Below are 26,653 nucleotides of genomic sequence, written 5' to 3' on the forward strand. Positions count from 1 at the left end.
TGGCGACGCCATCCGTCTGCACCGGCGCTCCGCACCCGGGATGAAGCGCATCGTCGTGAAGCCGCGGCGTCAGGCGCCGGAAACGACCTGGATCCGTCGCGCCTCGGGCGCGCCGTTCTGCTTCGCCGGCGATGCCGGCTCGAATTCGAGCACCGTATTTCTCGACGGCAGCCGGGCGAGCACGGACAGGTTCTGCACGCTGCTGCTGCGGAAGTACGCCGGACTGGTCTCGGCGGCCGCGAGCAGCGGCGCATCGGGCAGGGCGGACCGGAACGCGATGAAGCCGTATCCGTCGTCCGGCTCGAACCGGTTGCACAGGCCGCGCACGCGGGAACCGGCTTGCCCCCACGCAGGCAGGCCGGGCGCCGAATCGCGAACCGGAAGCAGGCCGGGAACCAGATAGCCGCCGATGAACTGATCGGCGGCATCCCGCAGGTCGAACGGGACGTTGTCGAAACCCAGCAATTCGACCCGGCCGCCCTTCTTCTGCAGCGCTTTCACCACTTCGACAAAATCGCCGTCGCTCGTTGCGACCAGAACCGTATCGAGCCGGTCGGATTTCGATAACGTGTCGATCGCCATGCCGAGATCCGAATTGGACTTGACCGTCTCCGTGCCGTCTTCGTCGGCGTAGTGCCTGAGCGGCTTCACCGTGACGCGCAATCCCTTGTCCCGCAGCACCGCCTGATAACCCTTGATTCGCGCCTCGTAGTCGACGGAGCGGGCCGCGCGGCGTTCGTCGACGCTCAGATACGCGTGCAGCCTCTGGATCGTGGCACCGGCGCGCCGGCGCGCGCGCAATACTTCATATCGCATCATGTGGCCGCCATTCGCGTCCATGCTGCTTCCATCCACATAAACCCCGACCCTTCTCGTCATCGTATCCCGAGTGCTGGTGGGTTTCGACCGGGTGACGGGATTGGCGTCGTCGGATCTTGTCGCCAGTCAAAACTGCAGGGGATACGGGTTTGCGCGCGTGGTGCCCGACCCACGACTTGCCCAGGGGAAGGCGATTCGAACCTGACGAGCCGGCTGCCATGGCGGCCCGATTCGATCATTTGGATTGCAGAATGGTCGCGCAGCGCGCCGTGCACAGGCAGTGCGCGATCGGCCGCCCGGCAGCGCGCGATGCCGTTTTCGCCTGTCGGCTCGACAGGCAGCGCCGGTCGCGCAGGCGAGGCGCGATCGGCGCTGCCGGCTTCGCTGCGTTCAGCTGCGGCCGCTCACGGTGATCGAGACGCGGCGATCGGGTTGCAGGCAAGCGATCACGGCGGCGCTCCGGCCTTCGGGGCAGTGCGTGACCGGCTGGCTCGAGCCCACACCGTCCGCGTCGATGATGCTGCCGTTCAGGCCGTGCGAGACCAGGTAGCCGCGGACCGTCCGTGCGCGTGCACGCGACAGCGGTTCGTTCACCTTGTCGCTGCCGATACGGTCGGTGTGCCCGACGACGGCGATGCGCGTCACGTCCGCATGGCGCTTGATTCGCTCGATCGCATTGTCGAGTTGCGCCCTGCCAGCCGGCAGCATCGAGTCGAGGCCCGATTTGCCGAACGCGAACAGCGCATCGCTCTGCAGCGTGAACTGCTCGAGGGGCGCGGCCGGCGGCTCGGTTGCGGCGACGGCAGCGGCAGGTTTCGGATGCACGAAATCCTCGCAGGCGGAATCGCGCCAGTACGTGTTGCTGACCTTCATCTGCCGGTCGAAGCGGACCTGGTACTGGCACGAGATCACTTCATTGCCGCGACGGAAGTCGAACAGGTAGTTCCACACATGGCCGCCGACGAACCACTCGTTGAAGTGAGGCGGGCCGAGGAGGTCGAACATCTGGTCCTTGTTCAGGCCCGGCCCGACATTACGCAGATTGCCCACGTTCACGAACGTGCCGCCCTTCGGGCTCGCGGCTCGCGGATCCGGAAATTTGGGCGGCCCGTCGACCGAACAGCCTTCGAGGGCGGCAACGGAAAACAGGCTGACGGACAGCGCAAGTACCCAGTGGATTTTCATGATCATTTTCTCTCGTCGAATAGGAAGCAGCACACCCGCGCACCGCGGCGACGCCCTGCGGAACGTCGCGCGCGGTGGCCGTGCATCGCCGTTGGACGCCGGCTCACGCGATTACCACTGGTAACCCGCACCGATCACGGCGCCGTAGTCGTTGCGCGTGTTGGTCGTCACGGCGGCCTTGTAGATCCAGTGATCGTTGTCCGAGATCGTGGAGATGCCGATTGCCTGTCCCGACTGGCCTCGATAGACGCTGCCGGCGATCGCCACCATGCTCTTGCCCGGCCCGGACGGCTGCGGCAGGCCCGCGACGGCCATGGCGCTCGCCGTTCCTCCGTCCGCGTCGCGCCGCAGGCTTTGAATCTTCGCGTCGGTATAAGCGTTCGCGTTGCCGATTGCCGCATTCAGCTGCTGCACGTTGACGCCGTCGGTGGGGGCGGTGCCCGCCGCGACGTTCGTGATTTGCCGTGGCGAGGTCGAGGTGCCGATCGATACGACGTTGCTTCGTCCGCCGTCGTTGCTGCCTGCACCGATTGCCACCGAGTTGTTGCCTGTCGACGTCGAGCCCGCACCGAGCGTGGTCGAGCCGGTGCCGGACGCGGTCGAGCCGTTGCCGACCGCCGTGCTGTTCGAGCCCGAGGCGACCGCGCCGTTGCCGCCGGCCGACGAGTTGGAGCCGGTCGAGTTGGCCGGGTTCGACGAGCCGGGGGTGGACGGGAAGCCGCCGGTGCCGCCGTTGGTATTGCTGATGTTCTGGATCATGGTCGTCAGGCTCTGGTTGACGGCCTCGAGCTGGCTGACGTTGACGGCATCGGTGCCGGCCGACCCGGCGGCGACGCTGGTGATCTTGCGGTTTCCGATGTTGACCTCGCCGGCCGACGTTTGCGGGCTGCTCAGGCCGTACGCAATGTAGTTCGATTGCGCGCCCACCGTCGTGACGGACCCGGCACCGAGCGCGATGCTGTTCGCGAAGGTTGCGCTCGCGCCGGCGCCCAGCGCGATGGCATCGGATGCGCTGCTGTTCGCGCCTGAGCCGAACGCGATGCCGCCCGACGTGCTGGCGACCGCGTTGGCGCCCTGGGCGATCGATTGCGGGCCGGTCGCATTCGCGCCGCTGCCCAGCGCGATCGCATCGGCTTGCCCGGAATTCGCGGCCTGGCCGATCGCGACCCCGCCGGGCGCGGTCTGCTGAACCGTCGCACCGTTGCCGATCCCGACGCCGTTGTCGCCGTTGACGACGGTCTTCGGCCCTACCGCGATCGACTCCGCGCCCACGGCGAGCGAATCGGCCGCCGTCGAGTTGGCGTGGAAATACATCGTCGGCGTCACGGAGAACGACTGCAGCGCGCCGGTCAACTGCCTGACCGTCACCGCGTCGTGCGCGCTCGTGCCGTCGGCGACGTTGATCAACTGCCGGTACGTGTTGCCGGCCGCACTGCCGAGCGAGACGGCGCCGAGCAGGGTGGCGTCGGACGTGTTGAACGGCACGGTATGGCTGCCGGCCGGAATGGTGCCGCTGCCGGCCGCGATGGCGCGGTCGGACACGGAGCCCGAACCGATCGCGACGCTGCCTGCAATCGACGCGGTCGTCTGCGCGCCGAGCGCCGTTGCGTTTGCCGCGCCCGATTGCGCACCGGTGCCTGCCGCGAAGCTGCCGGCTGCGCCGGCTAACGCTTGAGGGCCGACGGCGATGCTGTCCGTGCCCGTTGCCTGGCTGTCTGCCAGCGTCGAGTTGGCGTGGAAGTACTTGATCCCCGAGCCGTTGTTGATATTCGAGATCGCGGTCGTGTTCGACGTGACCTGCGCGTTGGTCGCGAACAGCTGCGAGCCGTTCACGGCATCCGTGCTGGTCGCGCTCAACTGGCCGGCCGCGACGTTCTGGATCTGCCGCTCGGCGCCGGGCGCACCGACGCTCACCACGCCCGTGGGCGCCGCGCCCGCGAAGGTGTAGGCGACGCCGCCGATCGTCGCGCCGGCGGTGGGCGTGGCCGCCGTGGTCGTCGCACCTGCCCCGAGCGCGACGCTGTTGGCCACGCTGGTCGTGGCGCCCGAGCCGAGCGCGATGCCGCTGGTTGCCGTGGCCTGGACGACCGCTTGAGGGCCGACTGCGACGCTGTCCGTGCCCAGCGCCTGACTGTCCGCGAGCGTCGAGTTGGCGTGGAAGTACTTGATCCCCGAGCCGTTGTTGATATTCGAAATCGCGGTCGTGTTCGAGGTGACCTGTTCGTTGGTCGCGAACAGCTGCGAGCCGTTCACGGCGTCCGTGCTGGTCGCGCTCAACTGGCCGGCCGCGACGTTCTGGATTTGTCGCTCGGCGCCGGGAGCGCCGACGCTCACCACGCCGGTGGGCGTTGCGCCGGCGAAGGTATAGGCGACGCCGCCGATCGTCGCGCCAGCGGTGGGCGTGGCCGCCGTGGTCGTCGCACCCGCCCCGAGCGCGACGCTGTTGGCCACGCTGGTCGTGGCGCCCGGACCGATTGCAATGCCGCTGGTCGCGCCGGTCTGCACGACCGCTTGAGGGCCGACGGCGATGCTGTCGGTGCCCAACGCCTGACTGTCCGCGAGCGTTGAGTTGGCGTGGAAATACTTGATCCCGGCACCGTTGTTGATATTCGTGATCGCGGTCGTGTTCGAGGTCACCTGCTGATTGGTCGCGTTCAACTGCGAGCCGTTGACGGCATCCGTGCTGGTTGCGCTCAACTGGCCGGCCGCGACGTTCTGGATCTGCCGCTCGGCGCCGGGGACGCCGACGCTCACCACGCCGGTGGGCGTTGCGCCGGCGAAGGTGTAGGCGACACCGCCGATCGTCGCACCGGCGGTGGGTGTAGCCGCGGTGGTCGTCGAACCCGCCCCGAGTGCGACGCTGTTGGCCACGCTCGTCGTGGCGCCCGAGCCGAGCGCGATGCCGCTGGTTGCCGTGGCCTGGACGACGGCTTGAGGACCGACGGCGACGCTGTCCGTCCCCAATGCCTGGCTGTCCGCGAGCGTCGAATTGGCGTGGAAGTACTTGATCCCGACGCCATTGTTGATATTCGTGATTGCGGTCGTGTTTGCGGTCACTTGCTGGTTGGTCGCGAACAGCTGCGAGCCGTTCACGGCATCCGTGCTGGTTGCGCTCAACTGGCCGGCCGCGACGTTCTGGATCTGCCGCTCGGCGCCGGGTGCACCGACGCTCACCACGCCAGCGGGCGCTGCGCCGGCGAAGGTGTAGGCGACGCCGCCGATCGTCGCGCCGGCAGTGGGCGTAGCTGCCGTGGTCGTCGAACTCGCCCCGAGTGCGACGCTGTTGGCCACGCTGGTCGTGGCGCCCGAGCCGAGTGCGACGCCGTTCGTCGCTGCGGCCTGCACGTTCGCGCTGTCTCCGATCGCGACTGCGCCCGCGACATTGGCTTGCGACGCGTTGCCGAGCGCAACCGCGCCTTGTCCGGCCGCGACGTTCGTATTGCCCAGCGCGATTGCGCCATTGCCGTTCGCGGTGTTGTTGGCGCCCATCGCGACTGCACCGTTGCCGGTGGCCGTGTTCGGATCGCCGATCGCCACCGCGCCGTTGCCGCTTGCGGTCTGACCTTCGCCGAGTGCGACCGCGCCGGTGCCGCTCGTCACCTGAGAGTTGTGTCCGCCCGCGATGGAGCCGGTGCCTGCGGCCGCCGCCACCGTGCTGGTGTCGCCGATTGCAACGGTCGATGCGGCTAGCGCCTGCGAAGTCGTACCGATTGCGACACTGCTGGCTGCCGAGGTTTTGGCATTCACGCCGAGGGCGACCGTATTGTCGGCGCTTGCGGTGGCGCCCGGGCCCAATGCAACGGCGGAAACGCCGGAAGCGGAGGCCAGGTTGCCGACGGCAATGCCGAACAGCGTGGACGCCGCGGCGGTATTGCCGATGGCGATCGAACTGGTGCCGCTGGCCGTTGCCTGACTGCCGAATGCCTGCGCGGTGGTGCCGCTGGCGAGCGCGTTGTAGCCGAGCGCAACCGATTGATTGCCGGTCGCCTGCGTGCCCGAACCCGGGACGCCAGCCGTGCCGCCCGGGCCGATCGCGACCGCGTTCACGCCCGACACGCCGCTGTTGACGCCGATCGCGACGCCGGATGCGCCGCTGACGGACGCGCCGGAACCCAATGCCACGCCCGCATCGGCCGTGCCGGCCGTGATGGATTTGAAGCCCATGGCGATCGAATAGCCGCCTGCTGCCGTCGACTGCGTACTCAACGCGGTCGAGTGATCGCCCGATGCGGTGCCACCCGCGCCGAGCGTCGTCGCGGAATTGCCGGACGCCGTCGACGAGTTACCGACGGAAATCGATGACGTGGCTGAAGCGACTGCATTCAATCCGGTCGCGACCGCGTTGTCCGCGGTAGCCCGGGCTCCCGGACCCAATGCCGTGCTGCCGACCCCGGACGCGGTTGCGAAATCCCCGATTGCGTTCGCGTTCTCTGCGGTAGCGACCGACCAGGTCCCGAGCGCGGACGCATTCGTACCGGTCGCGAGCGATCCTTGTCCCAACGTGGTCGCTCCAGTCCCGCTCGCCGTGGCGTTGCCGCCGATTGCCGTAGCGCTGCTGCCGGACGCCGTCGCGGCCTGCCCGTAAGCGCTCGTGCCCGTGTTGTTCGCGAGCGCTTTGGCTCCGGTCGCTGTCGCACTGGTCCCGTTCGCTATGGTATTCGCGCCGATCGCGATCGCATTGATCGTTCCGGAGGCCGTGGCCAGCACACCGAGCGCCACGCTACTGTCCGCGGTCGCGGTCGCAGCAGCGCCGATGGCGGTTGACGCATTACCGTTCGATTGCGTGTGTTCACCCAGTGCGACTGCATTGCCGCCACCCGCACCGGCGGCGAAGCCGAGTGCGATCGCTCCCGGGCCGGCGGCATTGGCGGAGCAACCGGCAGCAATCGAGTTGGTGAATGCGGCGGCCGGGTTGCAGTTGAGGCCGTTGACCGTGACCGATCCCTGTGCCTGCGCGTACCCCAACGCCGGCATGCCCGCGGCGAAGATACCGATTGAAGCGGCGACGACCGCTCGCATGGACGGTTGCCGCATGCGTTCGATCGACCGGGCAGCCGCTGCACGATGCTTGACGGAGCATTCGCCGTCGATGGCTTCGCCACGTCGGTCAACGGCACCTGACGCTCCCGGTTTCCCTTTTCCGCCGGCCGTATCGACTTCCGATACGGCGACGAGCGCGCCGCGCGCCTTGCTCCATATGACCTTGTGCACTCGGTTCATTTTTTCCGACCTCTGTAAAAGAGAAATCTATATCAATGCGGACTGAGTAGTTGTGCTAACTGAGAATTGAAAACGAAGCAACGCAGCGATCTTCTGATCGAGGCATCAAGTGATGCTTGTATGGAAAGCCCGGAATGAACCGAGTTCGCTCGACCGGAAACGGATGTCGGGCCGGGCGTGGAGCTGGGTCGAGGTTGCACGAATCGGGCGTGCGGTTGTGCCGGAAAAGTCGCTCGCGATACGACGGCACGCACTCTCGGCGACCCTGGGGCGCTTCACGATATTTTCCATTCACTTATCTCAATATGAAAAGTATTGCTCGGCGGCAGGCCGCCGTTACTTTAAAAAATACAATTTTTTCTATACGACGGTTCTTTAAAAAATGACGGTCGATTAATTTTGATGGGCTTGTTTGAGCATTGAAATTAATGTCGAATTAATTAAGTGATCGTTGTGATGTTAGATATTAGGAGGGAAGCTTTGAATTAAAAAGTGAACATTTGTCACTTCCTGGTTAATTGATAAAGTGCGGTGACGCCTATTACCCGAAATTGATTGCATCCGCTTGTGCGTGGATGGTCAGCGGCGATCCTCCGCGCGTGAATCGGCGAGAAAACGCCGGGCGCATTGTCGGCGTGCCGACGATTATCAACCGAAGATCGACAATAAATAGGAATTCGAAATTAAAGCGAGCCAATGCGCGACTCGCCAGTGCAGCTCGAGAAAGCCGGGCGCATCGGTCAGCGGCTTTCACGCGCACCGTGGAGGCAACTCATGGGGAAGGGGGGGCGATAGCCAGGATGTGTAACACCTTTGCGGCGCCGGAATCGGATATTCCCGTTACGGAATCGCGCTTCGTTACCACGACGAAGCGCCGGCGAGTATCGCCCGTGCAAGCATGCGGGAAGCAGCGCCTCCTGCCGCAAACACCGGCTCCCGCATGCGACGAAACTCAGACGCGGCTTTCCATCAGCATGTCGACGTCGCCGCGGACATCGTCCGGCGCATCGGCAGACGCCTTGGTCTGGTCGAGCCGGTATCCCAGCGTATAGACGGCCGACAGGCGCAAGCCGTTCTCGATGCTCAGCTTCAGTTTTTGCCTGATCCTGTAGATATGGGTGTCGAGCGAGCGTGATTCCGTCCCGAGCTCGCGGCCCCATGCGGTCGTCGCCAGAAGCTCGCGGGACATGATCTTGCCGAGGTTGTGAAACAGGCAGGCAACGAGCTGAAATTCCTTGGTCGTGAGCTCGATCTTGCTGTCCCGAAGCCAGACCGCACGTTCCACCGGGTCCAGCACGTATTCGCCCGCCCGAATCTGTTCGTCGCGCTTGACGTTTCGTGCGACGCGCCTCAGCAGCGCATTGACCCGTGCGGCCAGTTCTTCCGCGCGAAACGGTTTGCTGAGGTAGTCGTCGGCGCCGGCCTCGAGCGCGCGCACGACATCGAGTTCCTCGACGCGGCTGGTCAGGAACAGCACGCCGTATTCGACATCGGCGCGCGTGCGAATCCAGTTCAATACCTCGATTCCGGTCATGTTGGGCAGATGCCAGTCGAGCACGACCGCGTCGACGGACTCGGCGCGCAGGAACCGCAGCGCCTGTTCCCCGTTGACGACGACCTTGATCATGTGACTGAAGGAGGCAAGCGCGTTTTGTACTTCCTCGGCTTGAACGGGATCATCCTCCACCACCAATATGCGCATTCGTGCCCCCAAAATATCGTGGCCGGCTTGCTCGACCGGCACCCGTCGGACATGTTTTTGTCACGCAGCAAACGTTTGCGTTTGGGTGCATGCGACATGAACGGTTGGGAAATATAAAGCAATGGAACCGAAACCAAATGTGACTTTTTGTGAAATTCATCAGATGAATCGCATGGCCCGATAAAACCGGAAAAAATGACGATATCCGGGTAAATTTTACTCGCGTCGCGTATCTCGATTCGGCTCGCCAACGGCTTCGCACGTGCGGTGAGAAGAGCGCCCGGACCCCGCAGCAGCGCTGCCGGAAGCCAGCCGGAGCCGAACCGCGATCGTTCCGTTTCGGCGCGCCTGGAATTCGGCGCAGGCGCGCCGCGCAAGTTCTCGCAACGCGGCGCTGCGGCGCGAGTCGCCCGGTTTGACGAATCGCGCGCCCGCCTCGTAAACTTTTCGCCATCCCGGCCAGCATCGTGACCCAGGTCGGCTTCAAGTCGATCCGGTTGCAGTCCTCCAAGGCAAACATGGAAATCAAGTGGATCGAGGATTTCATCGCCCTCGCTCAATATCAAAGCTTTTCCCGGGCTGCGGAGTTCCGCAACGTCACGCAGTCGGGCTTCAGCCGTCGCATCCAGTCACTCGAACAATGGATCGGCGCCGAACTGATCGACCGCAGCAGTTTTCCGCCGGTGCTGACGCCGGCAGGGCGGCTGTTTCGCGAGACGGCGGAAGACGTCCTCAGCCGCTTGTTCGACACACGGGCGATCATCCGCACCGAGCAGCGCATCGCGGGCAAGAGCCTGCAGATCGCGGCGGGCCACACGATCGCGCTGAATTTCCTGCCGTCCTGGCTCAAGGCGCTTGCGCCGCATTTCGGCGAGGTGCGGGCACGCGTCGTGCCGACGAACGTCCACGATTCGATCCTGATGCTCGTCAACGGCAACTGCGAGCTCATGTTCGCCTATCACCATCCGGAGCTGCCGCTCCATCTGGATCCGGTCAGATACGAGCACTTGACGGTCGGCCTCGACACATTGATGCCCGCCTGCCGGCCCAACCGCCGGTCGGCACCCGCATTTCGTCTTCCCGGAACGAAGCAGCAACCGCTGCCGCTCATCTCCTATACGGAAACCAGCTACTTCGGGCGCTGCCTCGCGTTGCTGCTCGATCGTGCCGCCGACGCGCCGGCGTTGCAGCTGCACTATGAATCGGACATGGCCGAGGTGCTGAAAAAGCTCGTGATGGAAGGCGAGGGCGTGGCGTGGCTGCCGCGGAGCACGATCGCCGCCGAGCTGGCGGCCGGCGAACTCGTACCGGCCGGGCCGGCGGCATGGAACCTCGAAATCGAGCTGCGCGTCTATCGCGATGCGTCCAATCGCAACGAGTTCCTGGAGACGCTCTGGCAGCATCTGCGCGCCGAACCGTCGCGGCGCGGCTAGGGTTTTCCCGCCTTATGCGAGTCTCGCATACCGCCATGATGCACCGGCATCATGGTGTGTTCGACCGTCCCTACCATTCGTTCCAACGGCAAATGTGACGCATGGCCCGCGTCGCGCGGCCCGTATCGCAGCGCCTGCTCATCGCCTCCAGGCGGTCGGGTGTCACCCAAGGACGGATGGACATGAAAAATCGCCTTACCTTAAGCATCGCAATCGGCATGATCCTCGGCGTCGCGGCCGGCTATGCGTGTCACACGAGCATCGCGGACCCGGGCACGCTCAAGACGATCGCAGGTTATTTCTCGATCGTGACGGACATCTTTCTTCGGCTGATCAAGATGATCATTGCGCCGCTGGTGTTCGTGACGCTCGTTTCCGGTCTGGCCGGCATGGACGGCGGCGAAGACGTCGGGCGCATCGGCCTGCGCTCGGTTGCGTGGTTCCTCTGCGCATCGCTGGTTTCGCTGGGCCTCGGCCTCGTCATGGCCAACGCGTTGCAACCGGGAGCCGGACTGAACCTGGCGGAAACCGCAGGCGAGGCCAACCTCGGGTTGAATACCGCGGCGCTGAACGCCAGGGACGTGATCACGCACGCGTTTCCGACCAGCCTGCTCGATGCGATGGCGCGCAACGACATCCTGCAGATCCTCGTCTTCTCCCTCTTTCTCGGCGTCGCGCTGAGCGCGCTGAAGCACGATGCACGCGTCGGCATCGTCATCCGGTCGATCGACGGCATGGTTCCCGTGATGTTGCGCCTGACGAACTACGTGATGCGCGCGGCACCGCTCGGGGTCTTCGGTGCGATTGCGTCGTCAGTCGCGCTGCGCGGGCTCGACGTGATCTACACGTACGGCAAGCTGATCGGCGCGTTCTATCTCGGGCTGCTCGTCCTCTGGACGATCCTGATCGGCGCCGGATACCTGTTTCTCGGGCGGCGCGTGGGAGCGCTGCTGAAGGCCGTGCGCGAACCCGCGCTGATCGCGTTTTCGACCGCCAGCAGCGAAGCGGCGTATCCGCGCCTGACCGAGCAGCTCGAGAAGTTCGGCGTCGACAAGAAGGTCGTCGGCTTCACGCTGCCGCTGGGTTATGCATTCAACCTGGACGGTTCGATGATGTATCAGGCGTTTGCGGCCATCTTCATCGCGCAGGCGTTCGGCGTGCACATGCCGCTTTCGCAGCAGGTATTCATGCTGCTGATCCTGATGTTGAGCAGCAAGGGCATGGCGAGCGTGCCGCGCGGATCGGTGGTCGTCGTCGCGGCCGTCGCGCCGATGTTCCATTTGCCGGCCGCCGGCGTGGCCATGATCCTGGCGATCGACCAGGTGCTCGACATGGGCCGCACGATGACGAACGTGATCGGCAACAGCGTGGCGACGGCCGTGATCGCGAAGTGGGAAGGCGCGCGGGCCGCGCAGCCGGATGGCGCCGCGTTCGATTCGCAGGAGCTGAACGCATGACGCGCCGGGAAATCGCAGGCACGGGACGGAAGTTCGGCGTGGTCGGCGGCCTCGGGCCGTTGGGAAGCGCCGACGTGTTCTTCAAGCTGGTGAGGGCGACACCTGCGTCGTCCGACGAGGATCATGTCGATCTGATCTTCGAGCAGCACCCGTTCAGGGGTTCGGGTTCGGGCAGCGCGGCGACGACGGCGCGCAAGCTGTACGTGTTCGACATGATCCGCGCGTTCGAGAAACGCGGCGTGACGACCGTGGTGTTGCCGTGCTTCCTGAGCCACACCTTCATCGACGAACTGAAGGCCAATACGCGCCTGCCGATCGTGGATATCGTCGAAGCCGTTCGCAGCCACGTGCAGCGCACGTATCCCGGCACCACCCGTATCGGCGTGCTGGCTTCGGACTATGTGCGGGCCGACGGGCTGTTCGACCGGTATTTCCCGTCGCCGCAGTTCGAGATCGTTTATCCGCGGCCGCGCGGCGATGTCGACCCCGTTACCGAGGCGATCTACGGGCCGGACGGCATCAAGCGCGGCCATCTTCGCGGCCGGCCGGTCGAACTGCTGCGCGACGCCTGCGAGGATCTGGCAGACCAGGGCGCGCAGGTCATCGTTCCGGGGCTGACGGAGATCGCGCTCGTCGCGGACGAAATCGGGCCACGGCGGATACCGCTGATCGATTCGAATCTCGCGTATGCGCAGTACGCGGTTTCGGCACGATGCGTTGCCCGCGCGCCGGTGTTCAAGATCGGGGTCGTCGGTGGCGTCGGGCCGGCCGCGACAGTGGACTTCCTGGACAAGATCGTCCGGAACACACCGGCTTCGCGCGATCAGGAGCATATCAAGCTGCTGGTCGAACAGAATCCGCAAATTCCGGATCGGACGGCGAACCTCGTCGGTGGCGGTACGGACCCCACGATCTCGCTGTATGCGACGTGCAGGAGGCTCGAGGAAGGGGAGGCGGATGTCATCGCGATTCCGTGCAATACCGCGCACGCGTTTGTCGAGCGGGTTCAACCGCACCTCGGCATTCCGATCGTGAACATGCTGACCGTCACGGCCGCCCATCTGCGCGACGCGTATCCGGGGCTGTGCGAAGTCGGCGTGCTGGCAACGTCGGGCACGATCGAAAGCGGCGTGTATGAAAAGGCGCTCGAATCGTACGGATTCCGACAGGTCAGGCCGGAACCGGCGCTGCAGGCGCGCGTCATGCAGGCGATCTACGGAGAGCGTGGCGTCAAGGCCGGCTTTACGACCGGCCAGTGCAAAGCGGATATCGGCGCCGCCGTCGAGGCACTGATTGCCGACGGCGTCGAAGTGATCGTTCTCGGCTGCACCGAGCTTCCGATCCTGCTGCCGGGCCGCGAATACGTCGCGCCGAACGGTGCGCGTGCGACGCTGGTCGATCCGACCGACGTGCTCGCTCGCCAATGCGTTGCGTACGCGACGGCTGCCGGGGCTTGAGCGGCCCCGCCGGCCGTGCCGCCTTCGACGCTGCGGCCGGCGCATGCCCGATGTGTCGCGCCGTTCGAGCGGCGCAGGCGTCGATCGGCCGCGGCCGGCCTTGTTCGATTGCGCGGCGACCGCGCGCGTGATGAAGCAGTGTCCGGAGGCGGGCAAGCAAGGCCCCCGGCAGCGGGCGCCATGTCAGTGTCTCAGCACGCAAACGGCCACGATTTCGTACCCGGGGTCGGCATGCACGTGCGCCGCCTTTTCCGCTTCCTCATACGAACGAAACGACGTGGCATCTTCAACCGCCGGTGCCATGCCGATATCGCCATCTTCGGCGGTGCAGAGGAACTGCTCGCCGGTCTTCACGACGTAGACGGACAACATGATTCCCTCCATCGTTTGCAGGGGGGAATTCCAGTCTAGCAGGCCGGAAAGGGAGCGCGGGCGGTTCGCAACGACCTTTTCCGCGAGGTCGTTGCCGGACGGTTCGCCGCGTCGCCTGTCGGCCCGGCGCGCGACAGGAGTGGAAAGCCGTGCACAATACGCGCATGCAGACCCCAGACCTCGAACACCTCGTCACCGTCACGATGCCCTTTGGCAAGTACAAGGGCCGGCTCATTGCCGACCTGCCCGGGCCTTACCTCAACTGGCTTGCCCGCGAGGGGTTTCCGCGCGGCGAAATCGGCCGGCAGCTTGCGCTGATGCACGAAATCGATCACAACGGCCTGAGGGACTTGCTGGAGCCGTTGCGCAAATGCGGATAGCGTCAATCAGGGGCGAATGGCCCAGCGTGCACCTACCACGTTGCCGTTGCTGACATAGAATGGAAAGAGTAGTTGACGGCAAAAAGGGGTGCCAACATGAGACGCCTTTATTTTCTCGTACCCGATACGCAGATGGCCAAGGCGATCGTCGATGACTTGCTGCGCGCGCGCATCATCTGGCGACATATCCACGTCCTCGCCAATCACAGCGTCACACTCGATCAGTTGCCCGAAGCATCGTTGCTGCAAAGCAGCGATGTCGTGCACGCGCTGGAGCGCGGCGTCGCATTCGGCGGCGCAACGGGGGCGCTGATCGGCCTCGTCGCGCTGGTGTTTCCTCCTGCGGAGCTCGTGATCGCGGGCGGCGCCGTCGTCGCGTTGACGGTGATGGGGGCAGGCTTCGGCGCGTGGACGGCCGCGATGATCGGCATCGCCGAGCCGAATGCGCGACTCGAGCGATTTCGTGAAGCGATCAAGGAAGGCCAGATCCTGATCATGGCCGACGTGCCGGGATTGCGAGAGCAGGAAATCGAGGAGATGGTCGCCCAGCATTTCCCGCGGGCGGACCTGGAGGGTGGCGAGCCTACGACGCCGATCTTCCCCTGACACGCGAATACCGGCAGGCACGGCGCCCGAGCGCGTCGACGCGTATTTCCTGACGCGTTGTCGCATAGCCGTGGCCTGGGGCGACGGGCGCTTGCGTCTCGATGCAGCCGACTCGGGCGTTGCTGCGTTGCTGCGTTGCGCGCGCCGGGACCGGCGTGACGGGCCCCGCCCGTTACGGTGCATCAGCCTCGTTCCCGCCCGGTGAGCGAACGGAACGACACCGCGCGCCAATTGCCTGCGTGACACGCCGATGCCGAACGTGGTGCTGCGTGTCGTGGTGCCACGCACCGCGCAGGGTTGGCGACCCGTGCGTTCGCTCGCCTGTCTGCCCTGATGAACCGCGCAACGGACGTGCTTCCGGCCTGACGCGCGTGGCGCCTTCTGAACTTGTGTGCTGAGGTGGAACCGTCAGCAAGGAGGTCGTATGGAACTGCACATTCAATCACACCATTGGGAGCGGCGGACGCCCGACTGGCTCTGCGCTGCCGTGGCCGGTCTTGCGGGCGGCGCGCTGGTGATCGCGCTGGAATTCTTCTGGTCGACCCTGGTGATCGGTGAAAGCCCGTGGCAACCGACCCACAAGATCGCGGCGATGGTGATGGGTCGCAGCGCGCTCGGTCAGCTGTCGCAATTCAGCCTCGAAATCGTCGCGATGGCGCTGCTGCTGCACTACGTGCTCGGCGCGATCATGGGGATGATCCTCGCCGCAATCATGGCGCCGTTTCGCTTCGATTCGAGCGTGGGCATGGAGGCGGTCATCGGGCTTGCGTTCGGGATCGTCGCGTATGGCTGGAACTTCTATGTGATGACGGCCGTGTTCCCTTGGTTCATCTCGGAACGAGGTTCCGGACCCTTGCTGGCCAACCTGTTGTTCGGCGTGGTGGCCGCGGTTACGTACGGCATGCTGGAACGGCGACGCACGCAGCACGCCGCGGACTGACGCGGCGCGTTTTTCCCGATGCGCCGGCCCTGATCAGCCGGCGCTCGTCCGGCGATGGCCGCGTCGGCAACCCGTGCCGGAGGCGGCCGTGTCGCACGGCGTCGCCGCACGCGACGCAACCATTCGACGTCGTCTTGCGAGCGGTTCGTATGGCGGCGCGCGTCGCTCATGCGCTGTCTTGAACGATGCCGGGGAGCGAACTACCTTTTCTTTAGGGCCGCTAACAACGCCAGGCGAATCGGTCCTGGCGGACTGCCGGCGAAAACAAGACGAAGAACGGCGGGGCGGCACGACGACGCTGGCGCACGTGTTTGCGGCTCCGGCGAGTGACATGCAGTGAGGCGGCCTGTGGCGCTTGCGATTGCCCTGATTCTGATCGTCATGCTGGCGGTGGGGTTTCACTTTGCCAGCCCCTGGTGGATCACGCCGATTGCGTCGAACTGGGTGCGCATGGACGACATGCTGACGATCACGCTCGTCATTACCGGCGTGTTTTTCATCGCCATCAACCTGTTCATCGCGATCGCACTGGTGCGCTACCGCCATCGCAGCGGGCATCGCGCCGCCTACGAGCCGCACAACAGGCGGCTCGAATGGTGGCTGATCGGCCTGACCGCCGCCGGCGTGGCGGCGTTGCTGGCGCCGGGGCTGTTCGTCTACGCGGACTACATCCGGCCGCCGCGCAACGTGCTGCAGATGGAAGTGCTCGGCCAGCAATGGCAATGGCGCTTCCGCTTCGCCGGCCCCGGCGGCAAGCTGGGCACGACGGACGTGCGCTACATCAGCAACGACAATCCGTTCGGGCTGAACCCGGCCGACCCGAACGGCCGCGACAACTACCTGGTCGAGACGCCCGAGGTGCACCTGCCGCTCAACCGGCCGATCCAGGTCCTGACTCGGTCGCGCGACGTGCTGCACGACTTCTACGTCCCGCCGTTCCGGGCGCGTATGAACATGGTGCCCGGCATGGTGACCACCTTCTGGTTCACGCCGACCAAGGCAGGGCGCTACGACATCCTGTGCGCGCAGCTCTGCGGCATCGGGCATTCGAGCATGCGAGGCGTGGTGGTGGTGGAAGACGAAGCATCGTTCGCGCGCTGGCTGGCGCAGCAGACCACGTTCGCGCAACGTCAGCAGGCCAGGGTGCAGGCAGCGCCCGCCGCTGCCGGCGGCAGCGCGCAGGCACTTGCCGACCTGGGCAAGACGCTCGCGGCGGCCAAGGGCTGCGTCGCCTGCCATACCGTCGACGGCAGTCCGCGCGTGGGCCCGACCTGGAAGGGCCTGTACGGCAAGACCGAAACGATGGCCGACGGCAGCACCGCGAAGGTGGACGAAGCCTATCTGCGGGCGTTCATCCGCGACCCGACGGCACGCGTCGTGAAAGGCTTCTCGCCGATCATGCCGCACTTCGACCTGAGCGACCAGGAACTGACTGCGCTGGTGGCCTACATCAAGGCACAAGGCGGGCCGCCTGCCAGCGCCGCGGCGCAGCCCTGACGGAGTAGATGTCATGCCCTACGCGCAGAACGACCACGCCCCGCACAGCTTCTGGACCCGCTATGTGTGGAGCCAGGACCACAAGGTGATCGCGGTGCAGTATGCACTGACGGCCATCGCCATCGGCCTGGTCGGCCTCGTGTTGTCGGACCTGATGCGGTTGCAGCTCGGGTTCCCGGGCAAGTTCGCCTTCATCGACGCCAACCACTACTACCAGTTCGTCACCATGCACGGGATGATCATGGTGATCTACCTGCTGACGGCGCTGTTTCTGGGCGGCTTCGGCAACTACCTGATCCCGCTGATGCTCGGCGCGCGCGACATGGTGTTCCCGTTTCTCAACATGTTGAGCTACTGGGTCTATCTGGTGGCGGTGCTGGTGCTGCTGGCGAGCTTCTTCGTGCCGGGCGGGCCGACCGGCGCGGGCTGGACGCTGTATCCGCCGCAGGCGATCCTGCCGGGCACGCCGGGCGTGGAGTGGGGCATCGTGCTGATGCTCGTGTCGCTGGCGATCTTCATCGTCGCGGCGACCATGGGCGGCCTCAATTACGTGACCACCACGCTGCAGGCGCGCACGCGCGGCATGACGCTGATGCGCATGCCGCTCACGGTATGGGGCATCTTCATCGCGACCATCATGGCGCTGCTGGCGTTTCCGGCGCTGTTCGTGTCGGCGGTGATGATGCTGCTCGACCGGACGCTCGGCACCAGCTTCTTCATACCGGCCGTGGTGTCGATGGGGCAGACGCTCAGGCACGCCGGCGGCAGCCCGCTGCTGTTCCAGCACCTGTTCTGGTTCTTCGGGCATCCGGAGGTCTACATCGTCGCGCTGCCGGCCTTCGGCATCGCGTCGGACCTGATCAGCACGCACGCGCGCAAGAGCATCTTCGGTTACAGGATGATGGTGTGGGCGATCGTGATCATCGGCGCGTTGAGCTTCGTGGTCTGGGCGCACCACATGTTCATCGCCGGCATGAATCCGTATTTCGGCTTCTTCTTCGCGACCACGACACTGATCATCGCCGTCCCGACCGCGCTCAAGGTCTACAACTGGGTGCTGACGCTGTGGCGCGGCGATATCCACCTGACCGTGCCGATGCTGTTCGCGATCGGCTTCATCAGCACGTTCGTGCTGGGCGGGCTGACGGGGCTCTACCTCGGCAACGTGAGCGTGGACATTCCGCTGTCGAACACGTATTTCGTGGTCGCGCACTTCCATATGGTGATGGCCGTGTCGCCGATCCTGGTGGTGTTCGGCGGTCTCTACCACTGGTACCCGAAGGTGACGGGCCGCATGCTCGACGACACGCTCGGGCGCGCGCACTTCTGGATCACCTTCGTCGGGACCTATGCGATCTACTTCCCGATGCATTATCTCGGCATCCTGGGCATGCCGCGACGGTATTACGCATATCAGGGCTACAGCTTCATTCCGCATTCGGCACAGACGCTCAACACCTTCATCACCGTCGTTGCGCTGATCGTCGCGGCGGCACAGTTGCTGTTCCTGTTCAACCTGGCGTGGAGCCTCGTGCGCGGCAAGCGCGCCGACGGCAATCCGTGGCGGGCCACCACGCTGGAGTGGCAGACGCCGCAAACACCGCCCGCGCACGGTAACTGGGGTGCCGCGCTGCCCGTGGTTTACCGCTGGGCATACGAATACAGCCCGCCGGGGCAGGCGGAAGACTTCGTCCCGCAAAACCGGCCGCCCGCGGCGTCGCCCGAACCGGCGCATCCGGCGCATCCGACGCTTCAACCCGGCGAGGCCCGCGAATGACCACGCTGCCGCGCCCCATCGTTCCCGATGCGCGACCCGGCCTGCCGGATGCGGGCCGCGTCGGCCTGATGGTCTTCATGGCGGTCGCCACGACGTTGTTTTCGCTGCTGCTGCTCGCCTATGCAATGCGCATGCGCGAACCCGACTGGCAGCCGGTTCCGCATCCGGCGCTGCTCGGGTGGAACACCGTTGCGCTGGCGCTGGCCAGCCTCGCCATGCAGCGTGCGCGGCAACTCACCCTGCATCGCACGGCATGGCTGGTGTGCGGCGGCGTGCTGGCGGCCGTATTCGTGGCCGGGCAACTGACCGCCTGGCGCCTGCTGTCGGCGGCCGGGCAGACCGTCGTCGTCAATCCGTCCGACAGCTTCCTGTACCTGCTGACGGGGCTGCACGGGCTGCATGTGCTGGGCGGGCTGGCGGCCTGGGCCGTGACGCTTTCGACGCTCCGGCGCGCGGACCCGTTCCAGGCCCGGCGCGCCGTCGCGCTGTGCGCCCTTTACTGGCATTTCCTGCTCGCCGTCTGGCTCGTGCTGCTGGCGGCGATGTGGTGGCTCACCCCCGGGATCGTTGCCGCCATCTGCGGGCCGCTGTATGGAGCCGCGCCGTGACCTCGCCCTTGCTCCCCACCGAATCCGGGACTTCCCCGCCGGACGATGCCGGGCCTGACGGCTGGCGCGGCATCGTCACGGACTGGTCGGCCGACCGCGAAGCCTTCAAGGTGCCGTGGGGCAAGGCGATGATGTGGATCTTCCTGCTGTCGGACACCTTCGTCTTCAGCAGCTTCCTGATCGGCTACATGACGGTGCGCATCTCGACCACGGCGCCGTGGCCCGACACGTCGAAGGTGTTCGGGCTCACGGTGGGGGGGCTGGATGTGCCGCTGCTGCTGATCGCCATCATGACGTTCATCCTGATCACCAGCAGCGGCACGATGGCGATGGCCGTCAACTTCGGCTACCGGCGCAATGCCAGGCGCGCCGGCGCGCTGTTGCTCGCGACCGCGCTGCTGGGCGCGGCCTTCGTGTCGATGCAGGCCCTCGAATGGACCAAGCTGATCGTCCACGAAGGGATCCGGCCGTGGGGCAACCCGCTGGGCGCGGCGCAGTTCGGCGCGTGCTTCTTCACGATTACCGGGTTCCACGGCTTTCACGTGACCTGCGGCGTGATCTACCTGCTGCTGGTCGCACGCAAGATCCTGCAGCCGGGGTTCAGCGAGCACGGCAACTTCCAGATCGTCGAGATCGCCGGCCTGTACTGGCACTTCGTCGACCTGGTGTGGGTGTTCATCTTCGCGCTGTTCTATTTGTGGTGAGGCAGGCCATGGACCACTCCGATCCCGCCGATCGACCCGGCGCCGCGCACGGCCAGCAGCATCCGGTCGGCCTCTACGTGAAGATCTGGGGCCTGCTGTTCCTGCTGAGCACGATGTCGTACCTGGTCGATTACTTCCGCGTGCAGGGCCTGCTGCGCTGGGTGCTGATCGTCGTGCTCATGATCGCGAAGGCCGGGCTGATCGTGTCGATCTTCATGCACATGATGTGGGAGCGGCTGGCGCTGGTGTACGCGATCCTGATTCCGCCCCTGTGCCTGCTGGTGCTCATGGTGCTGATGGCGGCCGAAGCGCATCACACGTTCGGCATGCGGGCGCTCTTCTTCCGTTGATTCCTTTGCCGGCGGCTTCCCGGCCGCCTGCCCATGACGTCCGCAGGGTCGTCATGGAAAACTGTATGAATATACAGTATAGTACCCGTCGAACTCGAGCCGCACAGGTGCAACCCTTGCGGCACGTGCGCCGCGCCTGCGGGTATCCGCCGCAGCGTTCCGGCACCGTGAATTCCGGCTAACTCATTCAGACGGGCAGGCAAATTGTCATCCAGCAATCTGATCCGCATTCGCGGAGCACGTCAGCACAACCTCAAGAATCTCGATCTCGACCTGCGCACCGGCGAAATGACGGTCGTCACCGGCCCGTCGGGCTCCGGCAAGTCGAGTCTCGTGTTCGACACGCTGTATGCGGAAGGGCAGCGGCGCTACGTCGAAACCTTCAGCGCGTACGCACGCCAGTTCCTCGACCGGATGGACCGCCCGCAGGTCGAGCGGGTCGACGGCGTGCCGCCCGCGATCGCGATCGACCAGACCAACCCGGTCCGCAGCTCGCGTTCGACCGTCGGCACGATGACCGAGCTGAACGATCACCTGAAGCTGCTGTATGCGCGCGCGGCCGAGCTGTTCGACCGCCAGACCGCGCGGCAGGTGCGCCACGACACGCCGGAGACGATCTACGCGGATCTCGTCGCGCGCACGCAGGCGGACGATCCGCGTGTCGTCGTCACGTTCCCGGTCGAGCTGCCGGAAGCGGTGTCCGACGAGGAAATCGCGCAGTGGCTGTCGGCGAGCGGGTACACGCGCGTGCAGGCGCAGCGCGAAGTCGCGTCGGCCACCGGGCCGCGCAAGGTGCTCGACGTGGTGGCCGACCGCTTCCGCGTGCAGCAGGCCGACAAGGTGCGGGTGGTCGAGGCGATCGAGGCGTCGCTGAAGCGCGGCGGCGGCCGCGTGAACGTGTACGTGCTTGCCCCGGAGGCGGAAAACGCGATCGCCGAGCCGCAGGTATGGCGGTTCTCCACCGGGCTGCATGATCCCGACAGCGACCTGCGCTACGCGGAGCCGCAAGCGGCGATGTTCTCGTTCAACTCGGCGTACGGCGCGTGCGAAACCTGCCGCGGCTTCGGCCGCGTGATCGGCGTCGATCTCGGCCTCGTGATTCCCGACGCGCGCAAGACGCTGCGCGGCGGCGCGATCAAGCCGATGCAGACACCCGCATGGAAAGAGTGCCAGGACGACCTGATGCGCTATGCGGCGAAAGCCGGCATCCGCCGCGACGTGGCATGGTCCGAGCTGACCGACGCCGAGCGCGACTGGGTCGTCAACGGCTCGCCGGACTGGAACGGCAAGTGGCAGAGCCAGTGGTATGGGGTGAAGCGCTTCTTCGGCTACCTCGAATCGAAAGCGTACAAGATGCACATCCGCGTGCTGCTGTCGAAATACCGCAGCTACACGCCGTGTGACGTCTGCGGCGGCGCGCGCCTGAAGACGGAATCGCTGCAGTGGCGGCTCGGCTCGAAAGAGAACGCCGACGGCGTGCTCGCGCCGGCCGGCCGCTTCATGCCGCGCGGCGTCGGCTGGAACCGCACGCAGCTCGAAGCGCTGCCGGGCCTGACCGTGCACGACCTGATGCTGCTGCCGATCGAGCGCATCCGCCGCTTCTTCGACGACATCAGCCTGCCGAGCGCGCTGCTCGACGATGCGTTGAAGCTGCTGCTCGCCGAGGTGCGCACGCGCCTGAAATACCTGTGCGACGTGGGGCTCGGCTACCTGACGCTCGACCGGCAAAGCCGCACGCTGTCGGGTGGCGAAGTGCAGCGGATCAACCTGACGACGGCGCTCGGCACGTCGCTGACCAAAACCCTGTTCGTCCTCGATGAACCGAGTATCGGGCTGCATCCGCGCGATCTGACGCGGATCGTCGAGGCGATGCAGCGGCTGCGCGATGCGGGCAATACGCTGGTCGTCGTCGAGCACGATCCGTCGGTGATGCTCGCGGCCGACCGGCTGATCGACATGGGGCCCGGCCCGGGCGAGCGCGGCGGCACGATCGTCTACGACGGCACGCCGGCCGACATCCGTTCGGCGCATACGCTGACGGGCGAATATCTCGGCGGCCGCAAGCAGGTCGCGCATGCATCGAACTGGGCGCGCCGGGCGGTCGACGCGAATACGCCGCGCATCGTGCTCGAAGGCGCGAGCGAACACAACCTGCGCGACGTGACGGTCGAGATTCCGTTGCAGCGGCTCGTCTGCGTGACGGGCGTGTCCGGCTCCGGCAAATCGACGCTGCTGCAGGACGTGCTGTATCCGGCGATGGCGCGGCACCACGGCAAGGCGACCGAGTCGCCGGGCGCGTACCGCAGCCTCGCCGGTGCCGACCAGGTCGGCGACGTCGTGTTCGTCGACCAGTCGCCGATCGGCAAGACCACGCGCTCGAACCCGGCGAGCTATGTCGGCGCGTTCGACGAGATCCGCAAGCTGTTCGCGAAGGCGCCGCTCGCGCTGCAGCGCGGCTACGGCGCCGGCACGTTCAGCTTCAACTCGGGAGACGGCCGGTGCCCGACCTGCGGCGGCTCGGGCTTCGAACACATCGAAATGCAGTTCCTGAGCGACGTCTACCTGCGCTGCCCGGACTGCGACGGCAGCCGCTACCGCGCCGAGATTCTCGAAGTGCGCATCGAGCGCAACGGCCGTGCGCTGAACATCGCCGACGTGCTCGACCTCACCGTCAGCGAAGCGGCCGCGTTCTTCGCGACCGACGCCGAGGTGCTGCGCGTGCTGCAGCCGATCGTCGATGTCGGCCTCGAATACGTGAAGCTCGGCCAGCCGGTGCCGACGCTCTCGGGTGGCGAGGCGCAGCGCCTGAAGCTCGCCGGCTTCCTCGCCGAATCCGCGGCGGCGGCCAACGGGCGCCGGGTCGCGACGGAAGAAGCGCGCGTCGCCCGCGCGAAGCTGTTCATGTTCGACGAGCCGACCACCGGGCTGCACTTCGACGACATCGCGAAGCTGATGCAGGCGTTCGGCAAGCTGCTCGCGGCCGGCCATTCGCTGATCGTGATCGAGCACAACCTCGACGTGATCCGCGCGGCCGACTGGCTGATCGATCTCGGCCCGGAAGGCGGCGACGGCGGCGGCCTCGTGCTGTGCGCGGGTACGCCCGACGACGTGAAGGCCTGCGCCGAATCGCATACGGGCGTGGCGCTGCTGCAGTACGACCGCGCGATGGATGCCGAAGCGGCGCTCGCCGACGAAGGCGTGCCGTTGCAGGCCGTGCTGAATGCGGCGCGCGAGCGCCGTGCGATCGAAGGCGAGGACGTCGTGCGGATCGTCAACGCGCGCGAGCACAACCTGAAGGCGCTCGACGTCGACATTCCGCACGGCAAGTTCAACGTGATCACCGGCGTGTCGGGGTCCGGCAAGTCGACGCTCGCGTTCGACATCCTGTTCCACGAAGGGCAGCGCCGCTACCTCGAATCGCTGAACGCGTACGCACGCTCGATCGTGCAGCCGGCCGGGCGCCCCGAAGTCGATGCGGTGTACGGCATTCCGCCGACCGTCGCGATCGAGCAGCGGCTGTCGCGCGGCGGGCGCAAGAGTACGGTCGCGACCACATCCGAAGTGTGGCACTTCCTGCGGCTGCTGTATGTGAAGCTCGGCCTGCAGCATTGCATCCACGACGGCACGCCGGTCACGTCGCAATCGGTCGAATCGATCGCCGCGCAGCTGCTGCGCGATCATCGCGGCGAACACGTCGGGCTGCTCGCGCCGCTCGTCGTGAACCGCAAGGGCGTGTATACCGATCTCGCGAAATGGGCGAAGGCGCGCGGCAACACGCATCTGCGCGTCGACGGCGAGTTCGTGCCGGTCGATCCGTGGCCGAAGCTCGACCGCTTCCGTGAGCACACGATCGAATTGCCGGTCGCCGATGTCGTCGTGTCGCCGGACAACGAGGCCGAGTTGCGGCGCAAGCTCGACGAGACGCTCGAGCTCGGCAAGGGCGTGATGCACCTGCTCGCGCCGCTCGACGGGCTGCACGATGCGATGCAGGGCGATCGGTCGACCGCGCGCGTCGGCACGGTCAAGGTGCTGTCGGTCAAGCGTGCGTGCCCGGTGTGCGGCACGAGCTATCCGGAGCTGGACCCGCGGATGTTCTCGTACAACAGCAAGCACGGCTGGTGCACGACCTGCGTCGGCACTGGCGTCACGCTCACGCGCGAACAGCGCGCGGCGTACGACGACACGGTGCTCGCCGAGGACGGCCGCGGCCGCGAGCAGACGCTGCCGTCGGACGAGCAGGAACCGGAAGGCGTCGGCAACGAACCGTGCCCGGATTGCGGCGGCACGCGGTTGAACCCTGCGGCGCGCGCGGTCACGTTCGACGCGCATCCGATCGTCGAGGTCGCGCAGTGGACGGTGTCGGACACGCGCCGCTGGATCGACGCGCTCGAACTTACCGGGCGCGATGCGCAGATCGCACGCGACATCGTCAGCGAGATCGGCAGCCGCCTCGCGTTTCTCGAGGAGGTCGGGCTCGGCTACCTGAGCCTCGACCGCGCGGCGCCGAGCTTGTCGGGCGGCGAAGCGCAGCGCATCCGGCTCGCCGCGCAGCTCGGCAGCAACCTGCAGGGTGTCTGCTACGTGCTCGACGAGCCGACGATCGGCCTGCATCCGCGCGACAACCAGATCCTGCTCGATGCGCTGCGCAAGCTCGGCGACAAGGGCAATACGCTCGTCGTCGTCGAGCACGACGAGGACACGATCCGCCGCGCCGATCACATCATCGACGTCGGCCCGGGCGCCGGCAAGCGCGGCGGCACGCTGGTCGCGCAGGGCGCGGTCGCCGATCTTGCCGCGCAGGCCGATTCGGTCACGGGCCGGCTGCTCGCGCAGCCGATGACGCATCCGCTGCAGCCGCGCCGCAGCGTGAGCCTGCCCGGCAAGAAGGGCGGCGACGCGGTGCCGGAAGCGTGGCTGACCGTGCACGGCGCACGGCTGCACAACCTGCGCGACGTCACGGTCGGCATTCCGCTCGCGCGGCTCGTCGCGGTGACGGGCGTCAGCGGCTCGGGCAAATCGACGCTCGCGCGCGACGTGCTGATGACGAACCTGCTCGACGCGGTCGGCCGCTCGGTGCTGTCGTCGCCAGCCACGCGGCGTGCGCGCAAGGCCGCGCAGCAGGACGCGCCAGCGGCCAACCGCCGCTCGAGCGTGCTCGCGCGCAGCGCGCCGCGGCCGTCGCTGAACGTCACGCATGCGTGGCAGGGCTGCGAGTCGCTGAGCGGCTGGGAGCAGATCGATCGCGTGCTCGAAGTCGACCAGACGCCGATCGGCAAGACGCCGCGTTCGTGTCCGGCCACCTACATCGGCGTGTGGGACACGATCCGCAAGCTGTTCGCGGACACGCTGGAGGCGCGCGCACGCGGCTATACGGCGTCGCGTTTCTCGTTCAATACCGGCGACGGGCGTTGTCCCGCATGCGAGGGGCAGGGCGTACGCACGATCGGCATGAGCTTCCTGCCCGACGTGAAGGTGCCGTGCGACGTGTGCCACGGCCAGCGCTTCAACCCGGAGACGCTCGCCGTCACGTGGCGCGGCCGGAACATTGGGGACGTGCTGACGATGGAGATCGACGAGGCGGTGGAGTTTTTCGCGCCGATCTCGAACATCGCGCACCCGCTGCAGCTGATGAAGGACGTCGGGCTGGGGTATCTGACGCTCGGCCAGCCGTCGCCGACGCTGTCCGGCGGCGAGGCGCAGCGCATCAAGCTTGTCACCGAACTGACGAAGGTGCGCGACGACATCACGCGGCGCGGCCAGAAGGCGCCGCACACGCTGTATGTGCTCGACGAACCGACGGTCGGCCTGCACATGGCGGACGTCGCGAAGCTGATTCGCGTGCTGCACCGGCTCGTCGATGCAGGGCACAGCGTCGTCGTGATCGAGCATGACCTCGACGTGATCGCGGAAGCCGACTGGATCATCGATCTCGGGCCGGAAGGCGGTGTGGGCGGCGGCACGATCGTCGCGGCGGCGCCGCCGGAAGCGCTGGCGAAGGTGAGCGCGAGCCATACGGGGCAGGCATTGAAGCCGGTGCTGGCGCGTACGGATTCGGCTGAGGGTGAGGCCGAGCGGCAGGGAGAAGCGCGCGTCGGTTGAGCGCGACCTTGCCGGTCAGCCGACGGCCCCGGTGTCTTGGCGGACAC

At 66.3% G+C, this 26,653-nt stretch carries 17 protein-coding genes and 1 pseudogene; 12 read left to right on the forward strand and 6 right to left on the reverse strand.

Going from position 1 to position 26,653, the window contains the following annotated elements:
• Positions 1 to 69: 69 nt before the first annotated feature.
• The 5 genes and pseudogenes from BLA15945_RS11060 to BLA15945_RS11075 form a co-directional block, all read right to left on the reverse strand.
• On the reverse strand, positions 70 to 879 hold the full coding sequence (locus BLA15945_RS11060; protein WP_265095822.1) for a LabA-like NYN domain-containing protein: 810 nt from the start codon (positions 877 to 879) through the stop codon (positions 70 to 72).
• 330 nt (positions 880 to 1,209) lie between these two features.
• Complete coding sequence (locus tag BLA15945_RS11065; RefSeq protein WP_174992415.1) at positions 1,210 to 2,004, reverse strand: OmpA family protein; 795 nt, start codon at positions 2,002 to 2,004, stop codon at positions 1,210 to 1,212.
• A gap of 111 nt (positions 2,005 to 2,115) precedes the next feature.
• Positions 2,116 to 6,891, reverse strand: coding sequence for a beta strand repeat-containing protein (locus tag BLA15945_RS11070; RefSeq protein ID WP_455578878.1), 4,776 nt, complete (start codon positions 6,889 to 6,891; stop codon positions 2,116 to 2,118).
• Positions 6,892 to 7,125: 234 nt separating this feature from the next.
• Positions 7,126 to 7,224: pseudogene (locus BLA15945_RS38025) on the reverse strand (ESPR domain-containing protein); the annotation flags it as partial.
• Positions 7,225 to 8,176: 952 nt separating this feature from the next.
• On the reverse strand, positions 8,177 to 8,926 hold the full coding sequence (locus BLA15945_RS11075; RefSeq protein WP_174992344.1) for a response regulator transcription factor: 750 nt from the start codon (positions 8,924 to 8,926) through the stop codon (positions 8,177 to 8,179).
• Positions 8,927 to 9,444: 518 nt separating this feature from the next.
• On the opposite strand from BLA15945_RS11075, the gene BLA15945_RS11080 reads away from it, so the two are divergent.
• The 3 genes from BLA15945_RS11080 (at position 9,445) to cuyB (ending at position 13,273) form a co-directional block, all read left to right on the forward strand.
• Positions 9,445 to 10,359, forward strand: coding sequence for a LysR substrate-binding domain-containing protein (locus BLA15945_RS11080; RefSeq protein WP_059241349.1), 915 nt, complete (start codon positions 9,445 to 9,447; stop codon positions 10,357 to 10,359).
• A 182-nt stretch (positions 10,360 to 10,541) separates the two neighbouring features.
• Positions 10,542 to 11,816, forward strand: a complete 1,275-nt coding sequence (locus tag BLA15945_RS11085; RefSeq protein WP_174992345.1) for a dicarboxylate/amino acid:cation symporter — start codon at positions 10,542 to 10,544, stop codon at positions 11,814 to 11,816.
• The gene (gene cuyB / locus BLA15945_RS11090) at positions 11,813 to 13,273 is read left to right on the forward strand and encodes a cysteate racemase (RefSeq protein WP_174992346.1); all 1,461 of its coding nucleotides are present in this window, start codon (positions 11,813 to 11,815) and stop codon (positions 13,271 to 13,273) included. Before BLA15945_RS11085 ends, cuyB begins: the two co-directional genes overlap by 4 nt.
• A 183-nt stretch (positions 13,274 to 13,456) precedes the next feature.
• Here cuyB and BLA15945_RS11095 read toward each other — a convergent pair whose 3' ends face one another.
• Complete coding sequence (locus BLA15945_RS11095) at positions 13,457 to 13,645, reverse strand: hypothetical protein (protein WP_034192021.1); 189 nt, start codon at positions 13,643 to 13,645, stop codon at positions 13,457 to 13,459.
• Between the two features lie 164 nt (positions 13,646 to 13,809).
• Here BLA15945_RS11095 and BLA15945_RS11100 point away from each other — a divergent pair, with 164 nt between their 5' ends.
• The 9 genes from BLA15945_RS11100 (at position 13,810) to uvrA (ending at position 26,606) form a co-directional block, all read left to right on the forward strand.
• Positions 13,810 to 14,025: a DUF3820 family protein gene (locus BLA15945_RS11100; RefSeq protein WP_059241351.1), complete on the forward strand. Its 216-nt coding sequence runs from the start codon at positions 13,810 to 13,812 to the stop codon at positions 14,023 to 14,025.
• A gap of 96 nt (positions 14,026 to 14,121) precedes the next feature.
• Positions 14,122 to 14,631, forward strand: coding sequence for a hypothetical protein (locus tag BLA15945_RS11105; RefSeq protein ID WP_059241352.1), 510 nt, complete (start codon positions 14,122 to 14,124; stop codon positions 14,629 to 14,631).
• Between the two features lie 424 nt (positions 14,632 to 15,055).
• Complete coding sequence (locus tag BLA15945_RS11110; RefSeq protein WP_059241353.1) at positions 15,056 to 15,571, forward strand: hypothetical protein; 516 nt, start codon at positions 15,056 to 15,058, stop codon at positions 15,569 to 15,571.
• Positions 15,572 to 15,919: 348 nt separating this feature from the next.
• On the forward strand, positions 15,920 to 17,068 hold the full coding sequence (locus tag BLA15945_RS11115) for a c-type cytochrome (protein WP_059241354.1): 1,149 nt from the start codon (positions 15,920 to 15,922) through the stop codon (positions 17,066 to 17,068).
• A gap of 13 nt (positions 17,069 to 17,081) precedes the next feature.
• Complete coding sequence (gene ctaD / locus BLA15945_RS11120) at positions 17,082 to 18,845, forward strand: cytochrome c oxidase subunit I (protein ID WP_174992347.1); 1,764 nt, start codon at positions 17,082 to 17,084, stop codon at positions 18,843 to 18,845.
• Entirely contained in the window at positions 18,842 to 19,453 is a 612-nt protein-coding gene (locus tag BLA15945_RS11125) for a cytochrome c oxidase subunit 3 (RefSeq protein ID WP_174992348.1), read from the forward strand. Before ctaD ends, BLA15945_RS11125 begins: the two co-directional genes overlap by 4 nt.
• Positions 19,450 to 20,157, forward strand: a complete 708-nt coding sequence (locus BLA15945_RS11130) for a heme-copper oxidase subunit III family protein (protein WP_059241357.1) — start codon at positions 19,450 to 19,452, stop codon at positions 20,155 to 20,157. Before BLA15945_RS11125 ends, BLA15945_RS11130 begins: the two co-directional genes overlap by 4 nt.
• Before the next feature lie 8 nt (positions 20,158 to 20,165).
• Positions 20,166 to 20,507: a cytochrome C oxidase subunit IV family protein gene (locus BLA15945_RS11135; RefSeq protein ID WP_059241358.1), complete on the forward strand. Its 342-nt coding sequence runs from the start codon at positions 20,166 to 20,168 to the stop codon at positions 20,505 to 20,507.
• A 204-nt stretch (positions 20,508 to 20,711) separates the two neighbouring features.
• Entirely contained in the window at positions 20,712 to 26,606 is a 5,895-nt protein-coding gene (uvrA, locus tag BLA15945_RS11140; RefSeq protein WP_059241359.1) for an excinuclease ABC subunit UvrA, read from the forward strand.
• Positions 26,607 to 26,653: the final 47 nt, after the last annotated feature.

Origin of the sequence: Burkholderia arboris (assembly GCF_902499125.1) — a bacterium.
Classification (GTDB): domain Bacteria; phylum Pseudomonadota; class Gammaproteobacteria; order Burkholderiales; family Burkholderiaceae; genus Burkholderia; species Burkholderia arboris.